A 24,877-nucleotide genomic window follows, 5' to 3' on the forward strand; every position below is an offset into this window, starting at 1 on the left:
GGCCTGCTCGCCGCGCCCGTCCGCAGGCGCGGCGGCATTGAGGGCCGGCTGCGCAGCGGCGGGCGGGGCGCCGGCGGCATCCGCCGGCACGAAATCGTCGGCATCGTCCGACGGTTCGGGCGCGCCGGGAGCGGGCGCGTGCGGCGGCAGGCCCGCCGCACCTTTATCCTGCGGAACTTCGCCCGCAAGCTCGCCGAGCAGCTCTTCCCGTTTCGGGAAATGGAACTGCTCCTGGATCATCGTATTGCTTTTGCCGACCCGCTGGTTGATCGCTTTGGGAATAAGCACTTCGCGCGCCAGAGCGGCGCGGATCGTGTCCTGTACGAATTCGGTCAGCTCGGCTTCCTTGCTGAAGCGCACTTCGAGCTTGGCCGGATGCACGTTGACATCGACCAACGACGGGTGCATCGCCAGACGCAGCACGACGAGCGGATGCCGCCCGACAGGCAGCAGCGTATGATACGCCCGCATGATCGCCTGGTTCAGAACGTGGCTGCGGATATAACGCCCGTTCACGACCGTCGTGATCGCGCTGCGGTTCGAACGGGTAAAGTCCGGCAGGCTGACGAAGCCCCCGACGGAAAAATCGAGGTTCTCGCCTTCGAGCGGCAGCATCGCTTTGGCGCTCGTCGTGCCGTATACCGCGGCGATGACCTGCAGCAGATCGCCGCCGCCCAGCGTCTGAAGCAGCGAATTGCCGTTATGGCGCAGCGTAAACGCGACGTTCGGATTCGACAGCGCCATGCGGTACATGTAATCGGAAATATGCCCGAGTTCGGTCTGCACCGTCTTCATATACTTGAGCCGGGCCGGCGTGTTGAAGAACAGCTCCCGCACGCGAAAGTCCGTTCCGCGCGAAGCGGGCGCGTCTTCGTTGCTCTTGAGCGTGCCGCCTTCGATCACGAGGCGGCGTCCCGCCCCGTCGTCGCCGCAGGCGGTCAGCACTTCGACTTTGGCGACCGACGCGATACTCGGCAGCGCCTCGCCGCGAAAGCCCAGGCTCGTAATCTGGAACAGATCGCGGCCGCCCGAAATTTTGCTGGTGGCATGCCGGTAAAAAGCGGTCTCGCAATCGTCCGGTTCGATGCCCGAACCGTTGTCGGTCACGCGGATCGAAGACAAACCGCCTTCCTCCGTCCAGACGTCGACCTTGGTCGCGCCGGCGTCGATCGCGTTCTCGACCAGTTCCTTGACGACCGAAGCCGGCCGTTCCACCACTTCGCCGGCCGCGATCTGGTTGGCGATATGTTCGTCCAATACTTTGATTCTGGCCATTTTCATTCTCCTTTCCTGTTCGATATCGGGTAGCGAAACCAGGCGGCGTACTCTACGGGTGCGCGGATTAACCCAGACGCTGCGCTTCGAGCTTCAGCTCGTTGAGCATCTGCATCGCCTGCAGCGGCGTCAGGTTCATCACGTCGATCTCGCGGACGCGCTGGAGCATCTGTTTGACTTTCGGATCTTCTTTGATCGGATCTTCCTTGGCCGGTGCGGCCGCGCTCTGCGGCGCCCGTTCTTCTTCGCCGAAGATCGACAGCTGCACGACGCCCTGCCGGGTGGCAGGCGCATGCTCGCGCACTTCGCCGGTCCGGTCCGGCCCTTCGTTCGACGGCAGCGGATAAATCGCTTCCGCTTCGATCTTGTTATTGAACGTGCTCGCAACCTTGTCTTCGGCCTTGTTCTTCACCGGAGCCGTTACCGGAGCCGTTACCGGAGAAGCCGCTTGGGCCGCGGCGGATTCCGGACTGCCGGACGTCACGTTCGCGGCGGCCTGTTCGAAGCCCTGCAGCAGGCCGTAGGCCCGGTCGATAATGCTGCCCGGAAGCCCGGCGAGGCGCGCGCAGTAGATGCCGTAGCTCGTGCTGGCCGCGCCCGCGACCAGTTTGCGCAGGAAAGCGACCTGGTCGCCGCTCTCGCGCACCGCCATGCAGTAATTGCGCAGGCGCGGCAGGCTTTCTTCCAGATGCGCCAGCTCATGGAAATGCGTCGAGACGAGCGCTTTGCAGCCGATCGATTCGTGCACATGCTCGATGACCGCCTGCGCGATCGCCATGCCTTCGCTCGTCGACGTGCCCCGGCCGAGTTCGTCGATAATGATGAGGCTGTCCCGCGTCGCCTGCTGGGTCATGACCTGGATATCGGCCATTTCGACCATAAACGTGCTCTGGCCGCCGACGAGATCGTCCGCCGCGCCGATCCGAGTAAAGATCCGGTCCAGCAGCGGCACGCTCGCCCGGTCCGCCGGAACGAAGCAGCCGATCTGGGCCATGATCGAGATGAGCGCGACCTGACGCATATACGTGCTTTTGCCGGCCATGTTCGGTCCGGTGATAAGCATGATATTCGCGCCGTCTTCGGCAAGTCCGGTCGCGTTGGCCACGAACGACCCGCCTTCCATGACCGCTTCGACGACCGGATGGCGTCCGTTGTCCACGCTGAGGTCGTAGCCGTCGTGCAGCTGCGGACGGACAAACGATTTCTCCGCGCTCGCTTCGGCGAACGCCTGGTAGACGTCGATTTCCGCGACCCGCTCGGCCAGCGATTTCAACCGCGGAATCCGCTCCGCGACCCGCTCGCGCAGTTCGAGGAACAGCCCGTATTCGAGATCGGCCATTTTTTCTTCCGCTTCGAGAATGAGCGATTCCTTCTCCTTGAGCTCGGGGGTAATGTACCGCTCGGCGTTGGCCAGCGTCTGCTTGCGCTCGTAGCGGCCTTCCGGCAGCTGGCCGAGATTGGCGCGCGTAATCTCGATATAGTAGCCGAACACTTTGTTGTAGCCGACTTTGAGCGAGCGGATACCGGTCACGCGGCGTTCTTCGGCTTCAAGCTCGGCGATCCAGCGCTTGCCGTTAACGCTCGCTTCGCGCAGCTGGTCCAGATGTTCGTGGTAGCCTTTGCGAATCAGCCCGCCGTCGCGTACCGATACCGGCGGTTCGTCGGTCACCGCCGCGGAGATCGCCTGCGCAAGTTCCGCGCATTCGTCCATCCGGTTCGCCGTCGACGAAAGGGTCTGCGAACCGGAATTCAGACAGATCTGTTTCAATCCCGGGATTTGCAGCAGCGAATCGCGCAGCGCGACCATGTCGCGGCCGTTGGCGCTGCCGAACGCGACGCGGCCGACCAGCCGTTCGAGATCGTAAATTTCCTTCAGCGCTTCCTGCACGTCGCCGCGCAGAATCAGGTCGCGGTGCAGATGTTCCACCGCTTCGAGCCGGTCTTCGATCGAACTGCGCTGCAGCAGCGGCTTGTCGATCCAGCGGCGCAGCGTCCGCGCGCCCATCGACGTCTTCGTCCGATCGAGCAGCCAGAGCAGCGAGCCTTTCTTGGAGCGCTCGCGCACCGTCTCCGTCAATTCAAGGTTGCGGCGCGTGAACGAATCGAGAATCATGTAATGGTTCGGCTCGTACACCGAAATTTTCGTCAGTTGGCCGAGCGCCCGCTTCTGCGTTTCCGCGAGGTAGGCGAACAGGCGCGCCACGCACACTCGGCGTTCTTCGTCCAGACGCGCCCAGACGGCTTCGCCGAACTGCTCGCGCGCGCCGTCTTCCCTGCTTTTGTCCCACGGCGTGCGGACGAGCCGGCGTTCCATCGGCGCGGCCTGCGTCCCGAGCAGATCGAGCAGCGCAGCGTCACCGATCGCTTCGGACGGCTGATAGACGCCGACTTCGCCTTTGATCCATTCGTCGTTGTCCGGCGCGGACGTCACGTGCAGGTCGCCTGTCGACAGGTCGCAAGCCGCGATCGCGGTCATGCCGCCGCTGCTCGTCACGCAGACGAGGTAGTTGTTCGATTTCTCTCCGAGCGCGCGGCTCTCCATCAGCGTACCCGGCGTGACGACGCGCACGATCTCGCGGCGCATCATGCCGCGGCCGGCGGCCGGTTCTTCCACCTGCTCGCAGATCGCCACTTTGTACCCTTTTTCGATCAGACGCTGCACGTAACCTTCGGCCGCGTGGTACGGCACGCCGCACATCGGCGCCCGCTCTTCCAGCCCCGCGTTGCGTCCGGTCAGCGTAATCTCCAATTCGCGCGAAGCCGTCAGGGCATCGTCGAAAAATATTTCATAAAAGTCTCCCAGCCGGAAAAAGAGGATCGCGTCCTTCGCTTCTTCCTTGATCTTGAGATACTGTTCCATCATCGGCGTTAATTTGGCCATGATTCCCCTCCATACATTCTGCCTTCTTTTCTCTCCCTGATTATAACAGACTTCCGGCGAAAAGCGCGCAAATGCGAACATACGTTCAAATTGATCCCGACGACGCCGATCGATCGGCCGCCGGGCCGCATGCACAAACCAAACAGGGACGGGGGTTTCCCCGTCCCGAAGCGTCGAGACATCCGGCTCCAACTTCCCCTGCTTACGTCACGTGCGGAGCCTTGTCTTTTTTCGACAATTTCAAATAGCGGTTAAGTTCCCGGCACAGCTGGAGAATCGCCGAACGCACCTCGAATTCTTCGCGCGTATGCGGCAGGCTCATCTCTTTGAAGCGCTCTTCCAGCTCTGTGAGCATGTCTTCGGCCCGGCCGGTGTAATGTTCGCTTTTGACGTCCTGCTCCAGACGATCGAACAGTTCCGCGGTGAGTTCGGCCTGCGAGATTTTGCGGTACACCTGCGACACGAGCTGCGCCATCGTCTGGATCGATTCCAGCTGCTGCTTGCGCATGTAAAAGTACACGCTCCAGAACTCGTCGGCTTTGACGACCTGGTTCTCCAGGGAGCGGCGCGCGAGCGCAAGGCCTTCTTCGACTTTTTTGTCGGCTTCGATCAGTTCTTTGCCGTCCCAGACGTAATCGGCGTTGCGCAGCGTACGGGCGAACTGGGCGAAAATGCGGGAAAAGCATTCGTCCGCCTCGCCGCGGATTTTGGCCAGCTTTTCTTCCGGATTCGGCATGTACACCAAATTGACGAGCATCGCCGAACCGAGGCCGATAACGAGCAGCTGCAATTCGGTCCAGAGCACTGGCCAGGAGATGACTCCGGCGTTGAACACGTGGAACACGACGACGGCGTTCGTGACGATGCCGCCTTTGAACGTCGCTTTGACGATCGCGGGAAACGCGACCAGGATATACAGCGGAATGACCCAGTAATGAAAACCGAGAATACCGAACAAGGCGCAGGCGACCAGGAGACCGAGAATCGAAGCGAAAAAGCGGTCCACGACCGTCTTGATGCTGCGCTTGATCGTCGTGTCGAGCCCGAGGATCGCCAGCAGCCCCGCCGACGTCGCCGACGGAATGCCGACAAAATGCGCGATCAGGATCGCGGCAAAAGCCGCGACGGCCGTTTTGATCACGCGAAAACCGAACAGGCCTGTCATCGTATCCCTTCTTCCTTTTTTCAGAAACGTTCACTTTATTTTCGAAACTGTCATGATTCTTACATTTCTGCCCGGAGTCAAAAATCCCGCCGCTTCCGCGAAGGAAGGGCAGGATTCGGAGCGGACTCCCGCAGGAGACCGTGCTACAGCTTCAGATTATACAGACTTGTGTACTTGTGTTCCAGATAATCCGCGAGATAATCCGGGTTCAACTCTTCGCCGGTCACATCGAAAATGATTTCGGACGGTTTTTTCGATTTGCCGAACCGGTAAATCTTGTCGGTCAGCCATTGTTTGATCGGCAGCAGGTTGCCCTGCTCGATCAGCTCGTCGAAATTGTCCATTTCCTTGCGCAGCGTGTGCATGATCTGCGCCGCGTACATATTGCCGAGCGAATACGAAGCGAAGTAGCCGAACGCGCCGCCCGACCAGTGGACGTCCTGCAGCACGCCTGCGGCGTTGTCCGGCGGCGTGATGCCCAGATAACTCTCATATTTGGCATTCCATACTTCGGGCAGCTTCTTCACGTCCAGGTCTTCGTTGAACAGCATCTTCTCGATCTCGTACCGGATAATGATATGCAGATTGTAGGTCAGTTCGTCCGCTTCGATCCGGATCAGCGAGCTTTCGACCCGGTTCGCGGCAAAATGGAACTGCTCCGCCGTAACGCCGGCCAGCTGCTCGGGGAACTGCCGCTGCAAATCGCCGAAATACCGCTGCCAGAACGGCAGGCTGCGTCCGACCATGTTCTCCCAGAAACGCGACTGCGATTCGTGGATGCCCATCGACGTGCCCTGCGCAAGCGGTGTGCCCGTCAGCTTCGGATCGATATTTTGCTCATACAGCGCGTGTCCGCCTTCATGCAGCGAACTGAACGCCGCGCTCAGCACGTCGCGTTCGTGGTACGCCGTCGTAATCCGCACGTCGCCCGGGTTGAGCCCCGTCGCGAACGGATGCACCGTCTCGTCCAGCCGGCCGGCGTCGAAGTCGTAGCCCATCTCTTTGAGGATAAAATGGCTGAACGCTTTCTGCCCTTCCTTCGGATAGACTTGCTCCAGGAACGGCAGTTCCGGGCGAATATCGGACGCCGCGATCGCTTCCGCCAACGGCACCAGGCGCTGCTTGAGCCGCTCGAACACCGCGTCCAGCCGTTCCACCGTCATGTCCGGTTCGTACATGTCGAGCAGCGTGTCGTAAGGCGTGTCCTTGGCGCCCCAATAACCGACGAATTTGCGCAGCGTCGCGACGATCTCGGTCAGGAAAGGCTCGAACGAATCGAAGTCTCCGCTTTCTTTGGCGTCTTCCCATTTCGTTTCCGATTTGGACGTCAGAATCGTATACGCCTTGAATTCGCTCTCGGGAATTTTGCGGCTCTGGTCGTATTCCTGCTTGACCGTGGCCACGAGCCGGCGATCGACGTCTTCCAACTGCGCGGCATGCTCCTCCTGAGCGAAAAAGTCGAGGTATGTACCCATCTCGTCCGACGTTTGCAGCTTGAACGCTTCCGTCGACAGCAGGCCGATCGTCTCTGCGCGCGTCTCCGCGCCTTTGCGCGGCGCCCCGGTACGCAGATCCCAATACATCAGACCGATCGCTTCGTTGTAACTTCCGATTTTGGACACCAATTCGCGAAACCCGTTCCATTTTTCCTGCAGCTGCTGTTCCATCCGGATGCTTCACCTCGTGAGTTTGATAGTTTTATAAAAATGGTAAACATAAGTATTCTCCCTCTTGATCATACTTTTTGACGGGCGTATAATCAATATCAGTAAAAGGTTTTGCAAAATACAATTTATCAAAAGGAGTGTTACCCATGTCCTTCTCCCTGTCCATGAAAGTGTCTCCCGAAGCCGTTACTTTGCTGCAATCGAAATTCGGCGGCCGTCCCGGCTTTATCCGCCTCGCTTACGATAACGAAGGCTGCGGCTGTTCGCTGAGCGGCGCGATCGCGCTGTGGATCGTGGACAAGGCGGAAGAGTCGGATCTCTCCGTTTCTTCGGACAGCGGCCTGAACTTTATCGTGAACCGCAGCGACGCCGTCTATTTCGACGAGAGACTGTCCATTACGATCAGCGGCTTCGACAAAACGTCGGTACGCCTCGCGAGCGACGGCCAATCGTACGGCTCCAGCATCCCGATTCAGGACCGCCGCACGGAAGCACAAATCCGCGCCTGAACGCTTGACGCCGACGTCCGGCAAAATTCGGGCTTGAATTTTCCCTGCGCCTTTATGTAAAATGCGTGATAACGCTAAAGGGCGAAAGCGGCCAGGCGAAAAAGGAGGAACCGGCTTTGACTCAAATTACGGAAATTTTGGATCATAATAAGGCGTTTGTTGAAAACAAGGAATACGAAGCGTTTATCAGCGGAAAGTTCCCGGAGAAAAAAGTCGTCGTGCTCACCTGCATGGACACCCGGCTGACGGAACTGCTGCCGCGGGCGATGAATATGCGCAACGGCGACGCCAAAATTCTGAAAACGGCCGGTGCCGTCATCTCCTCGCCGTTCGGCAGTATCATGCGCAGCATTCTGGTCGCGCTGTACGAGCTTCAGGCGGAAGAAGTGATCGTCGTCGGCCATTACGAATGCGGCATGGCTTCGCTGAACGCCGGCCATATTATGGGCCAGATGCGCGAACGCGGCGTGTCGGACGAAGTGCTGGCGACGCTCGAACATTCCGGCGTCCAGCTCGGCCAATGGTTCAAAGGCGTGGAGAACGAGACCGAAGGCGTCATGCACAGCGTCGACATGATCGCGAACCATCCGCTTATGCCGGCCGGCGTTCCGGTCCACGGCATGCTGATCGATCCGAAGACGGGCAAGCTCGAATTGATCGAAGACGGCTACGAACGGCTGCGCGGCAAAGCCCACTCGACGCCGGACACGCCGTAACGTCATTGGGCCGTTTTGCCGGGATCTCTCGAAACGGTTTTCACCCGAAAAGCACGGTTTCTGCGGAAACCGTGCTTTTGGCGTTTGTTCTTCTCTTATCCGCATCGCATCCTCGTTTGCGCTCTTGGTTGCCGTGGCGTCTTCGGATGTTGTACACTTGGGACGAAGAGTGTGCCGTCCCTAGGCGGGGCGCCCTGAATATAGAAAACGGGTGATTTCATGAATATACTTTCTTACGGCCTGCTTGCTCTCGTCTCGCGAACGGAAGCTTCGGGTTACGATTTGATGCTCAAGATCCAGCCTTTCTGGCAGGCCAAGCACAGCCAGATCTATCCGCTGCTCGGCAGCATGGAAGAACAGGGACTGCTCAGCGCCAAATGGATTCAGCAGACGGACAAGCCGGACAAAAAGCTGTATTCCATTACCCCCGCGGGCACCGACAAGCTGCACGAGTGGCTGCTGGAAGAGACGGCGCCGCCGGTCATGCGCGACGAATTCAACCTGAAATGTTTCTGCATCCATTTGGCCGAGCCTTCCGAGGTGCGCCGAATGTTTGCGGGCAGACGGAAGTACCACGTCGAACGCATGAAATATTACAAAGATATCCAGGATGCGATTCCGCAGGAATACCGCAATCCGGGGCATATCGGCTTCGAAGATTACATTCTGCTGCAAAAAGCGGTCATGCGCACCAAAGCAAGCATCGACTGGATCGATTGGGTCGAGCAGGAGTACGGACAGTGGACGGCGGAAGCGTAAGACTGTCCAAAATCAAGTTGCACAAAAAATAATCATTAAAAATTGAAACGTTCACGAGATTCCTCCGTATAGGGTAGGAGAAAGGCAAAGCGCCTGCGCTTTTTCCTTTTACCAACCGACCCTATAGGAGGAATTTCATTTATTATGCGGCAATCCAAAAAGTTCTTCTCTGTCCTTTTGTCTTTCCTTATCCTGTTCGCCGCTTCGGCCGTCGTTCCCGAACAAGCCGATGCGCGTCGAGGCGGCTTTAGCTCCGGACCGAGATCGTACCAGAGCACGCCAAACAAAACGCAAAACAGCGACAGTATCAATTCGGGCACGCGCTCGAACTCCAATACGCCGTCCAATACGAACAGCGTCAACCGCAGCGGCAATACGAATCGCGGCGGCTTCGGCGGCACGTTCTTCCGCGGCATGCTGTTCGGCGGTATCGCCGGCCTCATGTTCGGCAGCCTGTTCGCCAACATGGGCGCATTCGGCGGCATGCTCGGCCTGCTCGTCAATCTGCTCGTGCTCTACATGCTGTTCGTCGTGATCCGCACCGTGTACCGCGCGATTCAGGACAACCGCCGCCGTTCGCGCGAACGGGACGGACGTTACTAAGCCATGCAGCTGACGATGGACGAAATCATCAACGCCGTCTGCCTCAACATCGCGCAGCGCCGGGTGATCCAACCGACCGAAGTGACGGTCGACATGCTGTGGGACGAAGACCTCGGCTTCAGCGCGCATATTACGGTGCAGGGCCGGGACTGGTACATTAACGAAGGCGCGCTGATCGAAGCGATTACCCGCTATCTGGACCAGGAATATCACGTCCGCGCTTTTCCCGATCAGATCCGTCTGGAACTGACGGAAGAGATTATCGCGCACGTCGCGGTGTAAAGCCGTCTTATAACAGAATACGGCCTTACACTATACGGCAAAGAACCGATTCGAAAATTCGAATCGGTTCTTTGTTTAGTCTTTTTTCGGATACAAAAACTTAACCATCAACCGCTCGTCGACATACGCTCCCTCGATTTTGAGCGAGCGCTTCTCTTCGCCGTAACTTTCGAATCCGAACCCTTCGTACAGCGAGAGCGCCGCTTCGTTCGTCGAGGCGACGCCCAGATGCAGCTGTTCGAGGCCTTCGAGCTCAAGCGCTTGTTCATGCACCGCTTCCAGCAGCGCTTTGGCGGCTCCCTGCCGGCGGCAGCGTTCCGACACGTAGACGGCGACCAGATTCGCCCGGTGCCGCAGCTTCAGGCGAACTTCGGGAACGAGCGTCACCGAACCGGCCAACCGCCCGTCGACAAAAGCTCCGTACGTAAAAGAAGCTCCTGCGGCGAAGCGCCGTTCATATTTGTCGGGCGTGTCGCCGCGCTCTTCCTCATAACTCGAACCGAAAGCTTCGGGGTGCAGCCGGAGCGCTTCAAGGCGCAGCTTCAAATAAGCGGCCGCGTCGCCGGGCTGCAACAATCGGATTTCCATCGCTTCCCCCTCCTTTTTGACGATTATACCCGCTTTTCGCGCGTCATGGTAAGGGGCATCCAATAGAGGTATCTAATAAAGGCAGCGAATAAGGAAATCAACCAGGGGAATCTGTTAAAAGATCCGCCGTTTCCCCGAACAGCCGCTCCTTCAATCTCCGCGCCAGCTCGTCGTCGTCCAACGGTTCGCGGTGCGTGTTTTCCAAATAAATATACTTTTCCGTTTCCTGCATCAGGTATTGTTTGAACCAGAGGAAAAAGTCCGGGCCATCGCCCTGCACGCGCAGCACCCGGCGAAGCGTATCGACGCTGCGCACGGTGCTTGCGATATTCGTCAGCCAGTCCGCGCGGTAGAAGTCCGCCCATTTGCCGTGTTCCGCCGCCCGCAGCGCGTCCACTCCCCGTTCGTACTGCGACATCGATTCCGACGCCAGCACGAACGCTTCCGGCAGCCTGCCCTGCGCGTACTCGCCGTACGACCGGCACAGCAGATAGAAGCCTGCGCAGCCGGAAGCGTGCAGTTCGCCGTGAAACCGCAGATGGTCAAGCATCCGCTGCCGGTCCCCGGCTTCAAGCCGCTTCGCCGCTTCGTCGCAGGCCCGCAGCCACGCTTCCCACTTCGGGATCGCGGCCTTCAGCTTCTGTTCGAACCGCTGCACCTGCCCGGCCCATGAGGAAGATTGCGCCGCCCAGTCCAACCGGGGATCGGAGTCAGGCGTCCGGCCTTCAATCCACCAGCCGACGATCTGCCGCGCCGGATGATGGTAATATTCGTCTCCGGCCAGATCGTCGGCGTTCGGCCCGTAAGCCAGTGCCGCTTCGGGATAAGTCCGGTACAACCGTTCAAGTTCGTCATGACCGGACGTGTAATAATCCCGCACGAACTGCTGCCGGTGCCGGTCCTCGTCGATCGTTCCGTCGTTCCAGAGCGTGCGCAGCACGTCCAGCGGATAGACGTGGGGGCGAATGCCGCCGCAGTTGACGAGCAGGTATTCGTCCGCGCCGGCGGCGAACGCCGTCCGAATCTCGCTGCGCAAAAATTCGGCGCTTCCCGGAAACATCGTCAGATGGTTGGACGCCTGCAAATCATGGAACGTCACATGATAGTACAGGCCGTGCGGGCCGCTCTCGCCCGGCGCGGGCAGCGCCGGCGTACGCAGATTCAGATTGCCGTGCCGGCGCGACACCATTTTGCCGTAGCCGTTGTCCGCCCAGATCCGGATGACGCCTTCCGGAAGCTCGATCCAGCCGGCTTTGTACAATTCCGAAATCTCGCCGTACAGCGCGACGCAGCAGACCGGATCGCTCACCGATTCGCGGATCAGCTCATACTGCCGGCGCATCGCGCGGGAGATCAGCTCTCCGCGCTTTTGCGGCGTGTCGAAGAAAGGGTCGTCTTCCCAGAACGGCTTGTCCCCCTGCCCGCGAAACGACAGCACCCACAGGATGCGGCGGTCTTTCTGCTCTTCGATCGCCTGCCGCCACAGCCGTTCGTACCGCTCCGGCTCCTCGCGGTAGCTCGCCCGGTAGCCCGGATACGCCCGCAGGAACATCTGCGCGCCGAGCGGCTCCGCATGATGATGCGTCACGATCAGACCCATTTCGGACGCAAGCGTATGATGAATGCCGTGGCGCGGCAGATCCGTGCCGGCGATGACCATGTTGCCGCCGCAGCGCAGCAGCGCTTCGAACACCGGCTCCCACACTTCGCGCGGCGGCGGGTACTGCCTCGTCCAGCCGATCAGGCTGACTTCGTCGTTGACGAACCAGCCCCGATACCGCACGCGCCGCGGCGGCGAATCGTACGGTTCGCACGTCAGAATCAGCTCGCTTCGGCGCTCCGGGCTCCGATCCATCCAGTATCCCAGCGGCGGAACGCCCAGAAAAATCCGGCCGAATTCCAGCAGGCCGTACACGAGGCCCAGTTCGTCGCGGCCCGCGATGACCATCCGGACCTCTTGTTCCGGGCCGGTCTCGGCGTGTTCGATGTGTTCGGCGTCTTGGGCGTGTTCGCGGCGCTCGAAGCGGAACACGAACGCTTCCGGCCGGTCGGGGCAGCCGTCCGAACCGCGGGCCGTGCGAACGACGAGCTGCGCCGTCCGTTCGTCTTCCGCAAGCTGCGGTTCGGCGCCGAGCACCGCGCGCAAATCCCGCAGCAGGAAGCGCAGCGCATGCGCGACCGCCGTCGATTCGCCGGGCTCCGCGTGCAGCCGGACCTGCCCGGCCAGCCGCAGGGAGCGGAGCTGCGCGGAACGCGCGTCCGCGGCGCTCATGAAAGCACCCGCTTCGCGGCGGCCGAAGCTTCGGCCGGGTCAGCGGGCGCGTCCGCAAGCGCCGCCGATTCCAGCGCGCCGCGCGGGCGAACGCCGCGCATCCCGGCGGCGGCCAGCGCCTGCGCGACGAGGAAAGCCGCCTCCTGCGCGCCGTATTCGTTCAAATGCGTATCGTCCATGATCCCGTTCGGATAATGGGGATGTTCGCCCCGCCGCAGCTGCACGAACCAGCGCTTCGAATGCTGCGGCCCCATTTCCTTGAACGCCGAAGCGCTGCGGCCCGCAAGATCGACCAGCGTCACCCGTTCGCGCTGCGCCAACGCTTCCATCGCCCGCGGGTAATCGCCGTGCGTCGGCGTCAGCAGCCCGTCGGCATCGAAATAACGCCGCGCGATCGGCGTGACCAGCACCGGATGCGCCCCGCGCTCCCGGGCTCCGTCGAGATAACGCTTGAGCGTCTCGGCATACGTGGTCCACGGACTCGTGTGCCGCTCCGGATCGTCTTTGCCGTCGTTGTGCCCGAACTGGATCAGCAGTACATCGCCTTCGCCGATGACGCGCAAGATCCGGTCCAGCCTTCCTTCGTCGACAAAGCTTTTGCTGCTGCGCCCGCATGCCGCTTCGTTGACGACGCGCGCCTCTTTTTCCAAAAACAGCGACAGCTTCGCGCCCCAGCCCTGCATCGGCAGCCGCTCCGGCGGATAGTCCGCCATCGTCGAATCGCCTGCCAGATAAAACGTGATCCCCATGTCCCCCAGCTCCCTTTGCGCTTAAATTGAACGTGCCCTTGCTGCAAGGCTAGCCCAATCTTTGCGCATGGACTCCGCTTTTCGCGCCGTGTTGACGGGAACCCCGCTTTTTTTGCTAAAATAGAGCCAGCAATAACGCAAGCGTATCGGCATACGCGGCGAAAGGAGATGTCCCATGCAGCTTCAACAGCTTCCCGACCTGCTGCACTACGGCGAATCGAAAGATCCTGTTCGCGTCGAATTCGATCGCCGCATCGGCTACTTTTCCATGCTGCAAAACCATTACCACGCCAGCTGCGAACTGTATTATCTGTTCAGCGGCGAGCGCAACTATTTCGTCAAAGACAGCGCCTACCGGATTCGCGCCGGCGATCTCGTCCTGATCGATTCCAACGCCGTGCACAAAAGCACCGATTCCGGCATCCCGGATCACGAACGGGTCGTGCTCTATTTCTCCGCCGCCTACTTCGACGAATATCCGCCGGAAGAACGGGCGCTGCTGCGCAAGCCGTTCAGCCGAGGCAGCGCGCTGCTCCCGCTCAACTTGCAGGAAAAGCTGCGCGCCGAAGAACTGCTGCTGTCGCTGCTGCGCGAACTGCACGACCGGCCGCCGGGCTACCGCCTGCACGTGCGCCATATGGCGGGGGAACTGCTGCTGCTCGTCGCGCGCGCTTCCGGCAAAAGCGATCTGCGCCCTCCCCTGCAGCCGACGCCCGTCCGGCTCAAAATCGCGGAGATCGTGCGCCATATCAACCAGCATTTTGCCGAGCCGCTGGAGCTCGACGAGTTGGCGCGCCGCTTCTATATCAGCCGCAGCCATCTCAGCCGGACGTTCAAGGAAGTGACGGGGTTCGGCTTCGCGGAATACGTCAACCTGACCCGCGTCCGCGAAGCGCAGCGCCTGCTGCGCGAGACCCGGCACAGCGTGACGCTCGTGTCGGAACTTGCGGGCTTCGACAACTTTTCGCATTTCGGCAAAATGTTCAAACGCCTGTCGGGCGCTTCGCCGCGCGAATACCGGAACATGGACCGCCCCGGCGGCGCGGCCGACTGAATGCTTTGCGGCGACGCCTGTGCGAACAGGAAAAAGAAGCCGAGGCGGAGAGGTTCTCCGCCCGGCTTCCTGGTCGTTGGCCGAACTGCTGCCGAACGTACTCCGGCAGAAGCTCATTCGCCGTTCGTCAGCTTCGCAAACGGACGCGCAGCGTCAAAATCTCGTACGGCTTGAACAGCTGCCGCAGCGCCGCGCCCGTACTCTTCTCTTCGCCGTCGATCGGGCGTTCCAGCAGATCGCACACCTGCCACGAAGCCGCGGAATAATCGCTGGACAGATTCGCGTGGATGCGGCGCCCCGCGTATTCGTGCAGCCGGACGATAAAGCCGTCGCCGTCTTCGGCGCGCTTGATCGCGTCGATCGCGATGCGCGCCGTATCCGTCCGGATGAGCGAGCGGCCTTCGCCGGCCGTATACGCGCCGCGCACCGCAAGCGGCGGATCGTTCAGCGTCCACGCTTCTTCCGCCGTGCGCCCCGCCGCCCAGTCGCCGGCGTGCGGCAGCAGCGCGTACGTAAATACGTGCTCGCCCTGATCGGCGCTCCAGTCCGGATCGGTCGCCGATTTGATCAGCGTCAGCCGCAGCGTATGGTCTTTGATATCGTAGCCGTATTTGCAATCGTTCAGCAGGCTGACCCCGTAATCCCGCTCCGACAGATCCGCCCATTGGTGGCCGACGCTTTCGAACCGCGCGTAATCCCAGCTCGTGTTCCAATGCGTCGGCCGCTTGACGTTGCCGAACTGGATATCGTAAGTCGCTTCGGTCGCGCGAATCGCGGCCGGGAACGACACTTTGAGCAGTTGGTGGCTTTCGTGCCAGTCGACCGTCGTCTCGAAATCGATCTGCCGCCGGTCGGCGTACACTTTCATATGCTGCGTCACGGAAGAATCCATGTAGCGCCACGTCGTGCGCAGCACGGCCGCAAGCGGCCCGGCGCAGACCCATTCCATCGAGAGAAGGTCGGTGATTTCTTTCTTTTTTTCCACATAGTCCAAATCGATATTCCAGGCGTCGTATTCCAGCGGCTTGTCCTCGAACACCTGCAGCACGTTGCCGCATTCGCCTTCGAACAGCACTTCGCGCTGCGCTTCGCGGTCGAAGATCCGGCTCAACTGTCCCGCTTCGTTCCATTCGAGAATATAAAACGGCGTCGTCATCGTTCTCTTTGCTTCGATAAAAACAGGCTCTTCCAAAACAGGTTCGTCCTCCCGCGCTTCTTCGACGACCGTACTCCGAATGACCGCGCTTCCCATCGGCGGCAGCGACGGCACCCGGACGAGCCATTCGCCGTTTGGCATACGCTGGGCGTGCAGACCTTGGCCCTGCGCATCTGTCCAGCGGCGATGTCCGTCGTCTGCGCCCGCCACGCTCACATACCCCGTCCGCTCGAAAAACGCGCCGCTGAACACGGTATAAGCCGCTTGTGGCGAAGGCAATTCCGTATCCGCCGCGGCTTGCCGCGTCAGCTGCCGCGCGGCAAGATGCACCAGACGTTCGCCGATCTCTTCCGCCTGTTCGTACTCCGCGCGCGAATCTTCGTACACCTCGCGGATCGCCGAGCCGGGAATGATGTCGTGAAACTGGTTGCGCAGCACAATATGCCACCCTTCCAGCAGCTCCGCCGCCGGATAATCGCTTAGATCGCCCCGCTCCGCCGCCAGCAGCACATGCAGCCATTCCGCTGCGCGGTAAGTCATCTCCAGCTTGCGGTTCATCCGTTTGTTGTGCGCCTGGCTCGTATACGTGCCGCGGTGCGTCTCCAGATACAGCTCGCCGTCCCACGTATGCACGTATTCATCGGTCTGCCGGATCGTCTCGTTCAAGCGCTCGAAATAGTCGTCCGCGCGGCCCGGCTTGACGCCCGGAATACCCGGCAGCGTGTCGAGGCGCCGGCGCATCTCCAGCATGTCGCGGTTGACGCCCCCTCCCCCGTCGCCGTATCCGTACGCCAGCAGCAGTTCGGTATTGAGATTTTTGTCCCGATACAGATCCCAGATGCCCTGCACGGAAAAAGCTTCGATCACGCCGTTGTACGTAATGCCCTGGGACAGCGGCTTGGCGCGCGTCGTGATGAAATGGGTCAGCACTTCGCTGCCGTCGATTCCCCGCCAATAGAACGTGTCGTGCGGCATCTGGTTATAGCGATTCCAGCCGAGCTTCGTCGTCATAAACGTCTCGATCCCGGATTTGCGCAAAATTTGCGGCAGCGCCCAGCTGTAGCCGAACACGTCGGGCAGCCAGAGATGCTTGCACTCCACCCCGAATTCATCGCGAAAAAACTGCGTGCCGTACAAAATCTGCCGCACGAGCGACTCGCCGCTCGTCAGGTTGCAGTCCGCTTCCAGCCACATCGCGCCGCCCGCTTCCCAGCGTCCTTCCCGGACCCGATCGGCGATTTGCGCGTACAGCTCGGGATAATCCTGCTTCATATAGGCGTAGAGCTGGGGCTGGGTTTGCAAAAAAACGTACTCCGGAAATTGGCGCATCAGGCGCAGGACGGTCGAGAAGGAACGCGCCGCTTTTTCCCGGGTGTGGGTCAGGCGCCACAACCAGGCCACGTCGATATGGGTATGCCCGACCGCCGTGACCGTCACCGGATGTTCGCCGCGCCGGACCGCGCGCAGGCGGTTGAGCAGTTCCGTACCGGCCGCCTGCACGCTGTCGTAGAACCCGGCTCCGCCCGGTCTGGACCAGTCGATCAGGCCGAACGACCGGTTGAGCGCCGACAGCAGTTCTGGCTTCAGCGCTTCATTGTCCGGCAGTTCCCGGCAGACGCCGAGCACGGCGCGCGCCGTATAATACAGATCGTCCGCCGCTTCGTCGAGCCATGTCAGCCGCGCCGCGCGGATCACATGCTCCTGCGGAGTCGGCAGCCCGCCGCCTTCGAGACCCGACCAGAGCCGAAACGACAAGTCCAGCGTCCGCCCGGCCGTGTCCGCGTCGAGAAACACTTCGAGATGGTTGGAGTCGACGCCCTGATACGGATGTCCGTCCACGAACAGCAGCGATTCGAAGCCGCTGTTGTAGAAATCGCCGGTCCGGCCGAAATCGAACAGGCCGACGATCCGCCGGTCGCTCCAATCGGCCGGAATGTCCACGCGGCGCCGCAGCCAGACATACCGGTCCCGGCCGCTCCACCGGTCGCCGATCGCGTATGTACATGCGCCTTCGAACGAAGCCGGCGGATACGCGCCGTTCGCTCCGGCTTCGTCTTCGAGGCCGTCCCAGCCGTCCAATTCGATCGCTTCCCTGTGCCGGTAAGGTTCCAGTTCCTTGATGCGCGCAGCCAACTTTTCGTCTGTCGAGAACATATCGTCGCCTCCTGTATAACACGTGTTATGTGACTTAAAAACCGGCGGCTTCCGCAGAATGCCGCCCTGCCGTTTATTCGGGTGTGTGGGAACTTATTCGAATTCATTGGAGTTCATTCAAAGAAAGCAGATTCTAAAGAAAACACCTGTTAAAGCTCCCGCCTAAGCGCTCTCGCCCGGCTTGAGCACGGCGGGCAGCCGCAGCTTCGACGGCGGGCCAGCTTGCCCGCCTGCCTGCCGCAGCACGTTCGCGACCGCCGCTTCGCCCATGTCCGCGTACGGAATCTCTACGCAGCTGAGCGTCGGCACGCTCAGCACGTCGCCTTGAATCGTATTGTCCGCGGCCATGACACGCAGATCGCCGCCGACGGACAATCCGCAGGCCCGTGCGGCGCGGTACAGATCGGGCACCGCGCTGGACCAGTTGACCAGCACCGGCGGCGCCGGCTTGCGCAGGCTGCGCTGCCGGCACCAGTCGGTCCAGTCCACGCGGCCGCCCTGCTGCAGGTGACGGGACACGACCGGTTCCCAGCCGTGCTTGCGGCACGCGTCTTCGTAGCCCTGCCGGCGCTGCCGCTCCGCTTCGTTGACGCGCCCGCCGTGCGAAGCGCTGAACACTTCCGCGTATTCGGGCGCGGCGCCCAGCCCGGGATAGGTCGCCCGCAAATAATCGAGCGCCGTCTCCATGCTGCCCCGGTAATCGGCGTGCACGGAATGAATGCCGTCCGTCTTGGCATAGCCTTCGACCGAGACGTAAGGCACGCCGACTTCCCCGACAGCCTGCGCCCACTGCGCGTCCGCATAACTCGTATCGTCCAGCGTCACGATCCCGTCGATTCTGCGCTGCTGGTACAGCTCCAGCAGTTCGCTGCGCGCTTCGCCCGGCCGGCCCCGGCCCGGCGAACTCAGCAGCAGGTGATACCCCGCCGCTTCGCCGGCCCGCTGCATGCCTTCGAGCAGCCGCATGAACAGCGGATGGGCCGTATCGCCGAACGCCGCAAGCGTCATGCTGCGCCCGGTCTTCATGCCGCGTGCCCTCGCGTCCACATGGTAATCCAGCTCGCGGATCGCGCTCAGCACGTTCTCCCGCGTCCGCTCGCTCACGCCGATGCCCGGCGTTCCGTTCAGCACGGCCGAGACGACGCTGCGGGAGACACCCGCAAGCCTGGCGACGTCCTGGCTGGTGATTCGTTTGGAACCCATCGATTTGCTTGTCATCTCTCCACCTCGCCTTCAATATAACACGTGTTATTCGGACTGTACAGACGTCGGTTTCGATGTCGGTTTCGACGAAGATTGTCAGGAAAACCCGGCTCTGGGGAAGCCGCCGACGCGTTGACAACGACCGAAGGCCGGATTATGATGATAACGTTAACATTTACAGTTGGGAGAACCTATCATGATTACGATCAAAGACATCGCGCGCGCGGCCGGCGTCTCGCATACGACCGTGTCCCGTGCGCTGAACGGCAGTTCGCTGATCAAGCCGGGCACGCGGGAGCGGATCGAGAAGATCGCCGCGGACATGAACTACATGCCCAACTACAGCGCCAAAAATCTCGTCACCCGCAAGTCCAACACGATCGGGCTCTTTTTTTCGAGCATCGAGCAGGGCACGTCGTCGAGCTTCCTCGCGGACGCGCTCAAAAGTATCCGGCGGGAGCTGGAGGCGAACTACATGCTGACGGTCAGCGGCATCGACGATCCCGGCAGTCTGGGCAGCGTCAATCCGCGCCGGTACGACGGCATTCTGGTCATGAGCCAGAGCGAACTGGACAACGCCTTCATCTATCACGTGCGCTCGTCCGGCATCCCGCTCGTCGTGCTCAACCGCCAGTTGGACGATCCGTCGATCTCGAACGTCGCGTCGGACGACCGCGTCGGCGGACGCGCGGCGGCGGATCACGCCTGCGAACTGCGGCACCGGCGCATCGCGATCATCGAAGGCCGGCCGGGCTTCAAGTCCGCTTCCGAACGCCGCGCCGGCTATCTGGACGGCTTGATGGCGCACGGACTGACGCCGAACCCGGACTATTTCGTCCAGGGCGATTACACGTTGGAGAGCGGCTATGCCGCCATGAACACGCTGCTCGACCTGCCGCAGCGACCGACCGCCGTCTTCTGCGGCAACGACGATATGGCGATCGGCGCGATGAACGCGTGCTTCGACCGCGGCGTCAGCATTCCCGGCGATATGTCGCTGATCGGCTTCGACGACATGATCTTCGCGCGGTACACGAATCCGCCGCTGACGACCATCCGCAAGTCCGTGGCGGAGATCGCCGCCGAAGGCACACGGCTGCTGCTCCGGCGAATGGAACATCCGGAAGCCGAGCCGGTCCAGCGCCTGCTCGGCAGCCGCCTGATCGTTCGCCGCTCCGTAGCCGAACCGGCGGACGCCGGCGGGAACTGATGATTTGCCCGGCGATCCGCCGGTTCCGTTCACGCAAAATGTTCACGTGTGCAAAAATCCGAACACAAGGAGCGAACAACATGACCGACTTTCCTACCCTGTCGCGCGATATGCGGCCGGACCTGCCTTCTTTTCCCGAGAAAATGATCCAGTTCGGCGGCGGCAACTTCATGCGGGGTTTCGTCGATTGGCAGCTTCAGCGCATGAACGACCGGGGCTTGTTCGGCGGCAGCGCCGTACTCGTCCAGGCCGTGTCTCCCCGGACCGATCCGCAGTTCGCCGAGCAGGATCATCTGTTCACCGTGCTGCTGAGCGGCATCCGCAGCGGCGAGAGCATCGATACCGCCGAAGTCGTCGCAAGCGTCAGCCGCCTGATCAATCCGTATACCGATTACGCCGCTTATCTGTCGCTTGCGGACGATCCGGCGCTGACGTTCATCACTTCGAACACGACCGAAGCCGGCCTCGTCTACCGTCATGAAGAACGGCCCGAGACCAAATCGCCGGCCGGTTTTCCCGGCAAGCTGACCGCGCTGCTGCACCGGCGCTTCTCGCTCGGCGGGCCCGGCTTCACGCTTCTTCCGTGCGAGCTGATCGAGCGCAACGGCGAACGGCTGCGGGAGATCGTGCTTCGGCACGCGGACGATTGGCAGCTCGGCGAAGAGTTCAAGCGCTGGCTGGACACGGACAATACGTTTTGCAGCAGTCTCGTCGACCGGATCGTGCCGGGCTTTCCGCACGGGCGCGAAGCCGAACTGCAAGCGCGGCTCGGGTACGTCGACAAACTTGCGGTCGCGGCCGAGCCTTATCTGCTGTGGATCATTGAAGGACCGGAATCGCTGCGCGACAGCCTGCCGCTTGCCCAGGCCGGGCTGAACGTCGTCGTGACGACGGACATGACGCCTTACCGCGAGCGCAAAGTACATCTGCTGAACGGCCCGCATACGGCGATGGTTCCGCTCGCCCTGCCCGCCGGTCTGGAGACGGTCGAAGACGTGATGAACGATGCCGACTTCTCGCCGTTCGTCCATGCGTTGATCGAGCAGGAATTGATTCCGATGCTCGATATGCCGACCGCGGAAATGGAAGATTATGCCAGGGACGTACTGGATCGCTTCCGCAATCCGTCGATCCGGCACGAACTGCGTTCGATCTCGCTGAACAGCGTATCGAAGTTCAAGTCGCGGCTGCTGCCGATCCTGCTGCGCTTCGTGCGCGAACGCGGCGAGCTGCCGCCCCGCCTCACACTTGCTTTTGCCGCGCTGCTGCGCAGCGGCCGCGATGACGGCGAGCAGCGCCGGGACGAAGCGGCCGTGCTGGCGGCGTTTGACCGGGCCGGAGCCGCGCCTGCAAGCTTCGTGCCGGCCATTCTGGGCGACACTTCGCTCTGGGGCACCGACTTGAACGAAGTGCCCGGTCTGGGGGCCCGGCTGGAAAGCCTGCTGGACGCTCTGGAAAAAGACGGCCCGCGCGCCCAGCTCCGGCGCATCGCCCAAGGAGGAATCCACGCATGAAAACGTTGATGAAAATGAACGCCCGCGACAACGTCGCGGTCGCGCTTCGACCGCTTGCGGCCGGCGAACTTCTGCAAGCCGAAGGTGAAGGCGCGGAACGTACGGTCGTAAGCAGTGCGGACATGGACCGCATCGACACGGAAATGTCGGACATGCACAGCTCCGATACGAAACTCGCCGGGCTGGAAGCGCTGCAGGACGTGCCGCAGGGACACAAGATCGCCACGGCGGCGATCCCGCAGGGCAGCGTCGTCATGAAATACGGCGCGCCGATCGGCTACGCGACCGCGGACATTCCGGCCGGCGAATGGGTGCATCTGCACAATGTACGCACGACGCTTGCCGGCGAAGAAGACTACGTCTACGCGCCGGAGCTGCATCCGATCGTCTATCCTCCGCGCGGCTTGACGTTCGACGGATACCGCCGCCGAAACGGCAAAGTCGGTATCCGCAACGATCTGTTTCTCGTGCCGACGGTCGGCTGCGTCAACGGCATCGCCGAACTGATCATCGCCGAGTTCAAGCAGCTGCATCCCGATCTCGGTCCGTTCGACAACGTCACGGTGCTCAAGCATCCGTACGGCTGCTCGCAGCTCGGCGACGACCACCGGATGACGCGCGACATTCTGCTCGACGCGGTGCAGCATCCGAACGCGGGCGGCGTGCTCGTGTTCGGCCTCGGCTGCGAGAACAACATCGTGGCGGAATTCCGCGAGAAACTCGGAGATTTCGACGCGTCGCGGGTCAAGTTCCTCGTGGCGCAGGACGTCGGCGACGAAGTGGAAGCCGGCATGCAGCTGCTCGAAGAGCTGTATGCCGCGGCGCTCGGCGATGCCCGGGAGCCGGTACCGCTCAGCGAACTGAATGTCGGGCTCAAGTGCGGCGGCTCCGACGGCTTCTCGGGCATTACGGCCAACCCGCTGCTCGGCGCGTTCTCCGATTTCCTGATCGGCCAGGGCGGGAGCACGATCCTGACCGAAGTGCCCGAAATGTTCGGCGCCGAAAAAGTGCTCATGGCCCGCGCGGAAAACGAAGAAGTATTCTCGGATATCGTATGGCTGATCAACGATTTCAAACAGTATTTCCTGTCGCACGGCGAATCGGTGTATGAAAATCCGTCGCCGGGCAACAAAGCGGGCGGCATCAGCACGCTCGAAGACAAATCGCTCGGCTGCACGCAAAAAGCCGGCACTTCGGCTGTCGTCGACGTGCTCAAATACGGCGAGAAGCTGCGCCGCAAAGGTCTCAGCCTCCTGCAGGCGCCGGGCAACGATCTCGTCGCTTCCTCGGCGCTGGCTGCGGCGGACTGCCAGCTCGTGCTGTTCACGACCGGGCGCGGGACGCCGTTCGGCAGCTTCGTGCCGACCGTCAAGATCGCGACCAACAACGAATTGTTCGCCAAAAAAGGACACTGGATGGATTTTAACGCCGGACCGCTGCTGGAGCGGCCGATGGAAGACGTGCTGGAGTCGTTTATCGCTTATCTGATCGAAGTCGCAAGCGGCCGCCCGACGCGCAACGAGCAAAATCAGGTGCGGGAGCTGGCTATTTTCAAAACGGGGGTTACGCTATGAACACAAATGCCAACCATTCAAGCGCAGGACGGACCGACGCGGGCAGCAGCACGGCGAAATCGGCCACAGCCGGTTTTCTGAACGACGATTTCCTGCTGTCCACCGACCTCGCTACAAAACTGTTCCATGATCACGCCAAAACGATGCCGATCATCGATTATCACTGCCATCTCGATCCGCGGGAAATTTACGAAGACCGTCCGTTTGCCAATCTGACGGAAGCGTGGCTGTACGGAGACCATTACAAATGGCGCCTCATGCGGGCCAACGGCATCGCCGAAGAGCGGATTACCGGTTCGGCTTCGGATTACGACCGCTTTGCCGCCTGGGCGGAGACGGTGCCGAGCACGGTCGGCAATCCGCTGTACAGCTGGACCCATCTGGAGCTGCGCCGCTTTTTCGATATCGATACGCCGCTCAACGCGCAGAGCGCGCCGGACATTTGGGAGCGTGCCAACGCGCGGCTGCAGCAGCCGGATTTCACGCGGCGCGGGCTGATCGCCCGCTCCAACGTCAAGATCCTCTGCACGACCGACGATCCGGCGGACGATCTGGAGTACCACCGGCTGCTCGCCGAAGAAGAAAGCCGGTTCGCCGTGCTCCCGACGTTCCGCCCCGACAAAGCGCTCAATATCGACGCCGACGGCTTCCCCGACTGGATCGAACGGCTGGAGCAGGCTTGCGGACGTTCGGTTTCTTCGTTCGCGGCGCTGGCCGACGCGCTGGACGAACGGGTGTCCTTTTTCCACGCGCGGGGCTGCCGCCTGTCCGACCACGCGCTCGATACGCTCAAGTACGCACATGCCGATTCGGACGCGCTGGAAGCGATCTTCGCCAAACGGCTGGCCGGCGAGCCTCTGTCTGAGCACGAAGTGACGGCTTACCGCACCGAACTGCTGCTGCGCCTGATCGCCGCCTACACGAAGCAGGGCTGGACGATGCAGCTGCATCTGCACGCGTACCGCAACAACAACACGCCGATGTTTCGCAAGCTTGGCCCCGATACCGGCTATGACGCGCTGAACGATCTGCCGCTGACGGAAGCTTTGTCGAGCCTGCTCGACCGGGCCGAGAGCGGTTCGGGTCTGCCCAAAACGATTCTCTATTCGCTCAATCCCGGCGACTATCCGGCGCTGCTCGCGCTGATGGGCTGTTACCAAAAAGACACGCCCGGCAAAATGCAGCTCGGTTCCGGTTGGTGGTACAACGATACCCGCAGCGGCATGCGCCGCCAGATTACGCTGCTGGCCGAAAACGGCCTGCTGCCGCGGTTCGTCGGCATGCTGACCGACTCGCGCAGCTTCCTCTCCTACACCCGGCACGAATATTTCCGCCGCGTGCTGTGCGATTGGTTCGGCGAACTGGCTCAGCGCGGCGAAGCGCCGGACGACCCCGAGCTGCTCGGCGCCATCGTGCGGGATATCGCATACGGCAACGCCTCCGCTTATTTCGGATTCGGCGAAGCTTGACGGGCTGCCTGATCCTGGTAAAAGAAACAGCCGTGCGCAAGCACGGCTGTTTGGCGTTCGGCTGTCCGTATCCGGCT

The 24,877-nt window shown here is 61.5% G+C and carries 19 protein-coding genes; 10 read left to right on the forward strand and 9 right to left on the reverse strand.

Features of this window, described 5'->3' with window-relative positions; all coding sequences use genetic code 11:
* The 4 genes from mutL to FTE24_RS17985 form a co-directional block, all read right to left on the reverse strand.
* Nucleotides 1-1,275 (reverse strand): DNA mismatch repair endonuclease MutL (gene mutL / locus FTE24_RS17970; RefSeq protein WP_237401829.1); only part of this gene is annotated, 1,275 nt, incomplete at its 3' end.
* 67 nt (nt 1,276-1,342) lie between these two features.
* On the reverse strand, nt 1,343-4,156 hold the full coding sequence (gene mutS / locus FTE24_RS17975; protein WP_150229340.1) for a DNA mismatch repair protein MutS: 2,814 nt from the start codon (nt 4,154-4,156) through the stop codon (nt 1,343-1,345).
* Between the two features lie 202 nt (nt 4,157-4,358).
* Nucleotides 4,359-5,321: an aromatic acid exporter family protein gene (locus FTE24_RS17980; protein ID WP_150229342.1), complete on the reverse strand. Its 963-nt coding sequence runs from the start codon at nt 5,319-5,321 to the stop codon at nt 4,359-4,361.
* 143 nt (nt 5,322-5,464) lie between these two features.
* Nucleotides 5,465-6,988: a carboxypeptidase M32 gene (locus FTE24_RS17985; RefSeq protein ID WP_150229344.1), complete on the reverse strand. Its 1,524-nt coding sequence runs from the start codon at nt 6,986-6,988 to the stop codon at nt 5,465-5,467.
* 146 nt (nt 6,989-7,134) lie between these two features.
* On the opposite strand from FTE24_RS17985, the gene FTE24_RS17990 reads away from it, so the two are divergent.
* The 5 genes from FTE24_RS17990 to FTE24_RS18010 all read left to right on the forward strand — a co-directional run bounded on the left by FTE24_RS17990 (nt 7,135) and on the right by FTE24_RS18010 (nt 9,857).
* Complete coding sequence (locus FTE24_RS17990; protein ID WP_150229346.1) at nt 7,135-7,497, forward strand: iron-sulfur cluster biosynthesis family protein; 363 nt, start codon at nt 7,135-7,137, stop codon at nt 7,495-7,497.
* 116 nt (nt 7,498-7,613) lie between these two features.
* Complete coding sequence (locus tag FTE24_RS17995; RefSeq protein WP_150229348.1) at nt 7,614-8,213, forward strand: beta-class carbonic anhydrase; 600 nt, start codon at nt 7,614-7,616, stop codon at nt 8,211-8,213.
* Nucleotides 8,214-8,432: 219 nt separating this feature from the next.
* The gene (locus FTE24_RS18000) at nt 8,433-8,972 is read left to right on the forward strand and encodes a PadR family transcriptional regulator (RefSeq protein WP_150229350.1); all 540 of its coding nucleotides are present in this window, start codon (nt 8,433-8,435) and stop codon (nt 8,970-8,972) included.
* Between the two features lie 144 nt (nt 8,973-9,116).
* On the forward strand, nt 9,117-9,575 hold the full coding sequence (locus FTE24_RS18005) for a hypothetical protein (protein ID WP_150229353.1): 459 nt from the start codon (nt 9,117-9,119) through the stop codon (nt 9,573-9,575).
* A gap of 3 nt (nt 9,576-9,578) precedes the next feature.
* Complete coding sequence (locus FTE24_RS18010) at nt 9,579-9,857, forward strand: DUF2653 family protein (RefSeq protein ID WP_150229355.1); 279 nt, start codon at nt 9,579-9,581, stop codon at nt 9,855-9,857.
* 75 nt (nt 9,858-9,932) lie between these two features.
* On the opposite strand, the gene FTE24_RS18015 is transcribed toward FTE24_RS18010, so the two are convergent.
* From FTE24_RS18015 to FTE24_RS18025, 3 genes are all read right to left on the reverse strand, one after another.
* A complete protein-coding gene (locus FTE24_RS18015) occupies nt 9,933-10,445 on the reverse strand; it encodes a GNAT family N-acetyltransferase (protein ID WP_150229357.1) in 513 nt (170 codons plus the stop codon).
* Nucleotides 10,446-10,542: 97 nt separating this feature from the next.
* Complete coding sequence (locus FTE24_RS18020) at nt 10,543-12,717, reverse strand: glycosyl hydrolase 115 family protein (RefSeq protein WP_150229359.1); 2,175 nt, start codon at nt 12,715-12,717, stop codon at nt 10,543-10,545.
* Complete coding sequence (locus tag FTE24_RS18025; protein WP_150229361.1) at nt 12,714-13,466, reverse strand: rhamnogalacturonan acetylesterase; 753 nt, start codon at nt 13,464-13,466, stop codon at nt 12,714-12,716. The genes FTE24_RS18020 and FTE24_RS18025 overlap by 4 nt, the downstream gene beginning before the upstream one ends.
* A 175-nt stretch (nt 13,467-13,641) precedes the next feature.
* Between FTE24_RS18025 and FTE24_RS18030 the strand changes: the two genes are divergently transcribed.
* Nucleotides 13,642-14,520: an AraC family transcriptional regulator gene (locus tag FTE24_RS18030; RefSeq protein WP_150229363.1), complete on the forward strand. Its 879-nt coding sequence runs from the start codon at nt 13,642-13,644 to the stop codon at nt 14,518-14,520.
* Between the two features lie 127 nt (nt 14,521-14,647).
* Here FTE24_RS18030 and FTE24_RS18035 read toward each other — a convergent pair whose 3' ends face one another.
* The gene (locus FTE24_RS18035; RefSeq protein ID WP_150229365.1) at nt 14,648-17,830 is read right to left on the reverse strand and encodes an alpha-mannosidase; all 3,183 of its coding nucleotides are present in this window, start codon (nt 17,828-17,830) and stop codon (nt 14,648-14,650) included.
* Nucleotides 17,831-17,992: 162 nt separating this feature from the next.
* Nucleotides 17,993-19,048, reverse strand: coding sequence for a LacI family DNA-binding transcriptional regulator (locus FTE24_RS18040; RefSeq protein ID WP_150229367.1), 1,056 nt, complete (start codon nt 19,046-19,048; stop codon nt 17,993-17,995).
* A gap of 181 nt (nt 19,049-19,229) precedes the next feature.
* Here FTE24_RS18040 and FTE24_RS18045 point away from each other — a divergent pair, with 181 nt between their 5' ends.
* The 4 genes from FTE24_RS18045 to uxaC all read left to right on the forward strand — a co-directional run bounded on the left by FTE24_RS18045 (nt 19,230) and on the right by uxaC (nt 24,800).
* Entirely contained in the window at nt 19,230-20,243 is a 1,014-nt protein-coding gene (locus FTE24_RS18045) for a LacI family DNA-binding transcriptional regulator (protein ID WP_150229369.1), read from the forward strand.
* Nucleotides 20,244-20,323: 80 nt separating this feature from the next.
* A complete protein-coding gene (locus FTE24_RS18050; protein ID WP_150229371.1) occupies nt 20,324-21,757 on the forward strand; it encodes a tagaturonate reductase in 1,434 nt (477 codons plus the stop codon).
* Nucleotides 21,754-23,331: a UxaA family hydrolase gene (locus tag FTE24_RS18055; RefSeq protein WP_415663214.1), complete on the forward strand. Its 1,578-nt coding sequence runs from the start codon at nt 21,754-21,756 to the stop codon at nt 23,329-23,331. The genes FTE24_RS18050 and FTE24_RS18055 overlap by 4 nt, the downstream gene beginning before the upstream one ends.
* Nucleotides 23,328-24,800, forward strand: coding sequence for a glucuronate isomerase (gene uxaC / locus FTE24_RS18060; protein WP_150229373.1), 1,473 nt, complete (start codon nt 23,328-23,330; stop codon nt 24,798-24,800). The genes FTE24_RS18055 and uxaC overlap by 4 nt, the downstream gene beginning before the upstream one ends.
* Nucleotides 24,801-24,877 lie beyond the last annotated feature (77 nt).

This window comes from Saccharibacillus sp. WB 17 (assembly GCF_008634075.2).
Lineage (GTDB): Bacteria > Bacillota > Bacilli > Paenibacillales > Paenibacillaceae > Saccharibacillus > Saccharibacillus brassicae.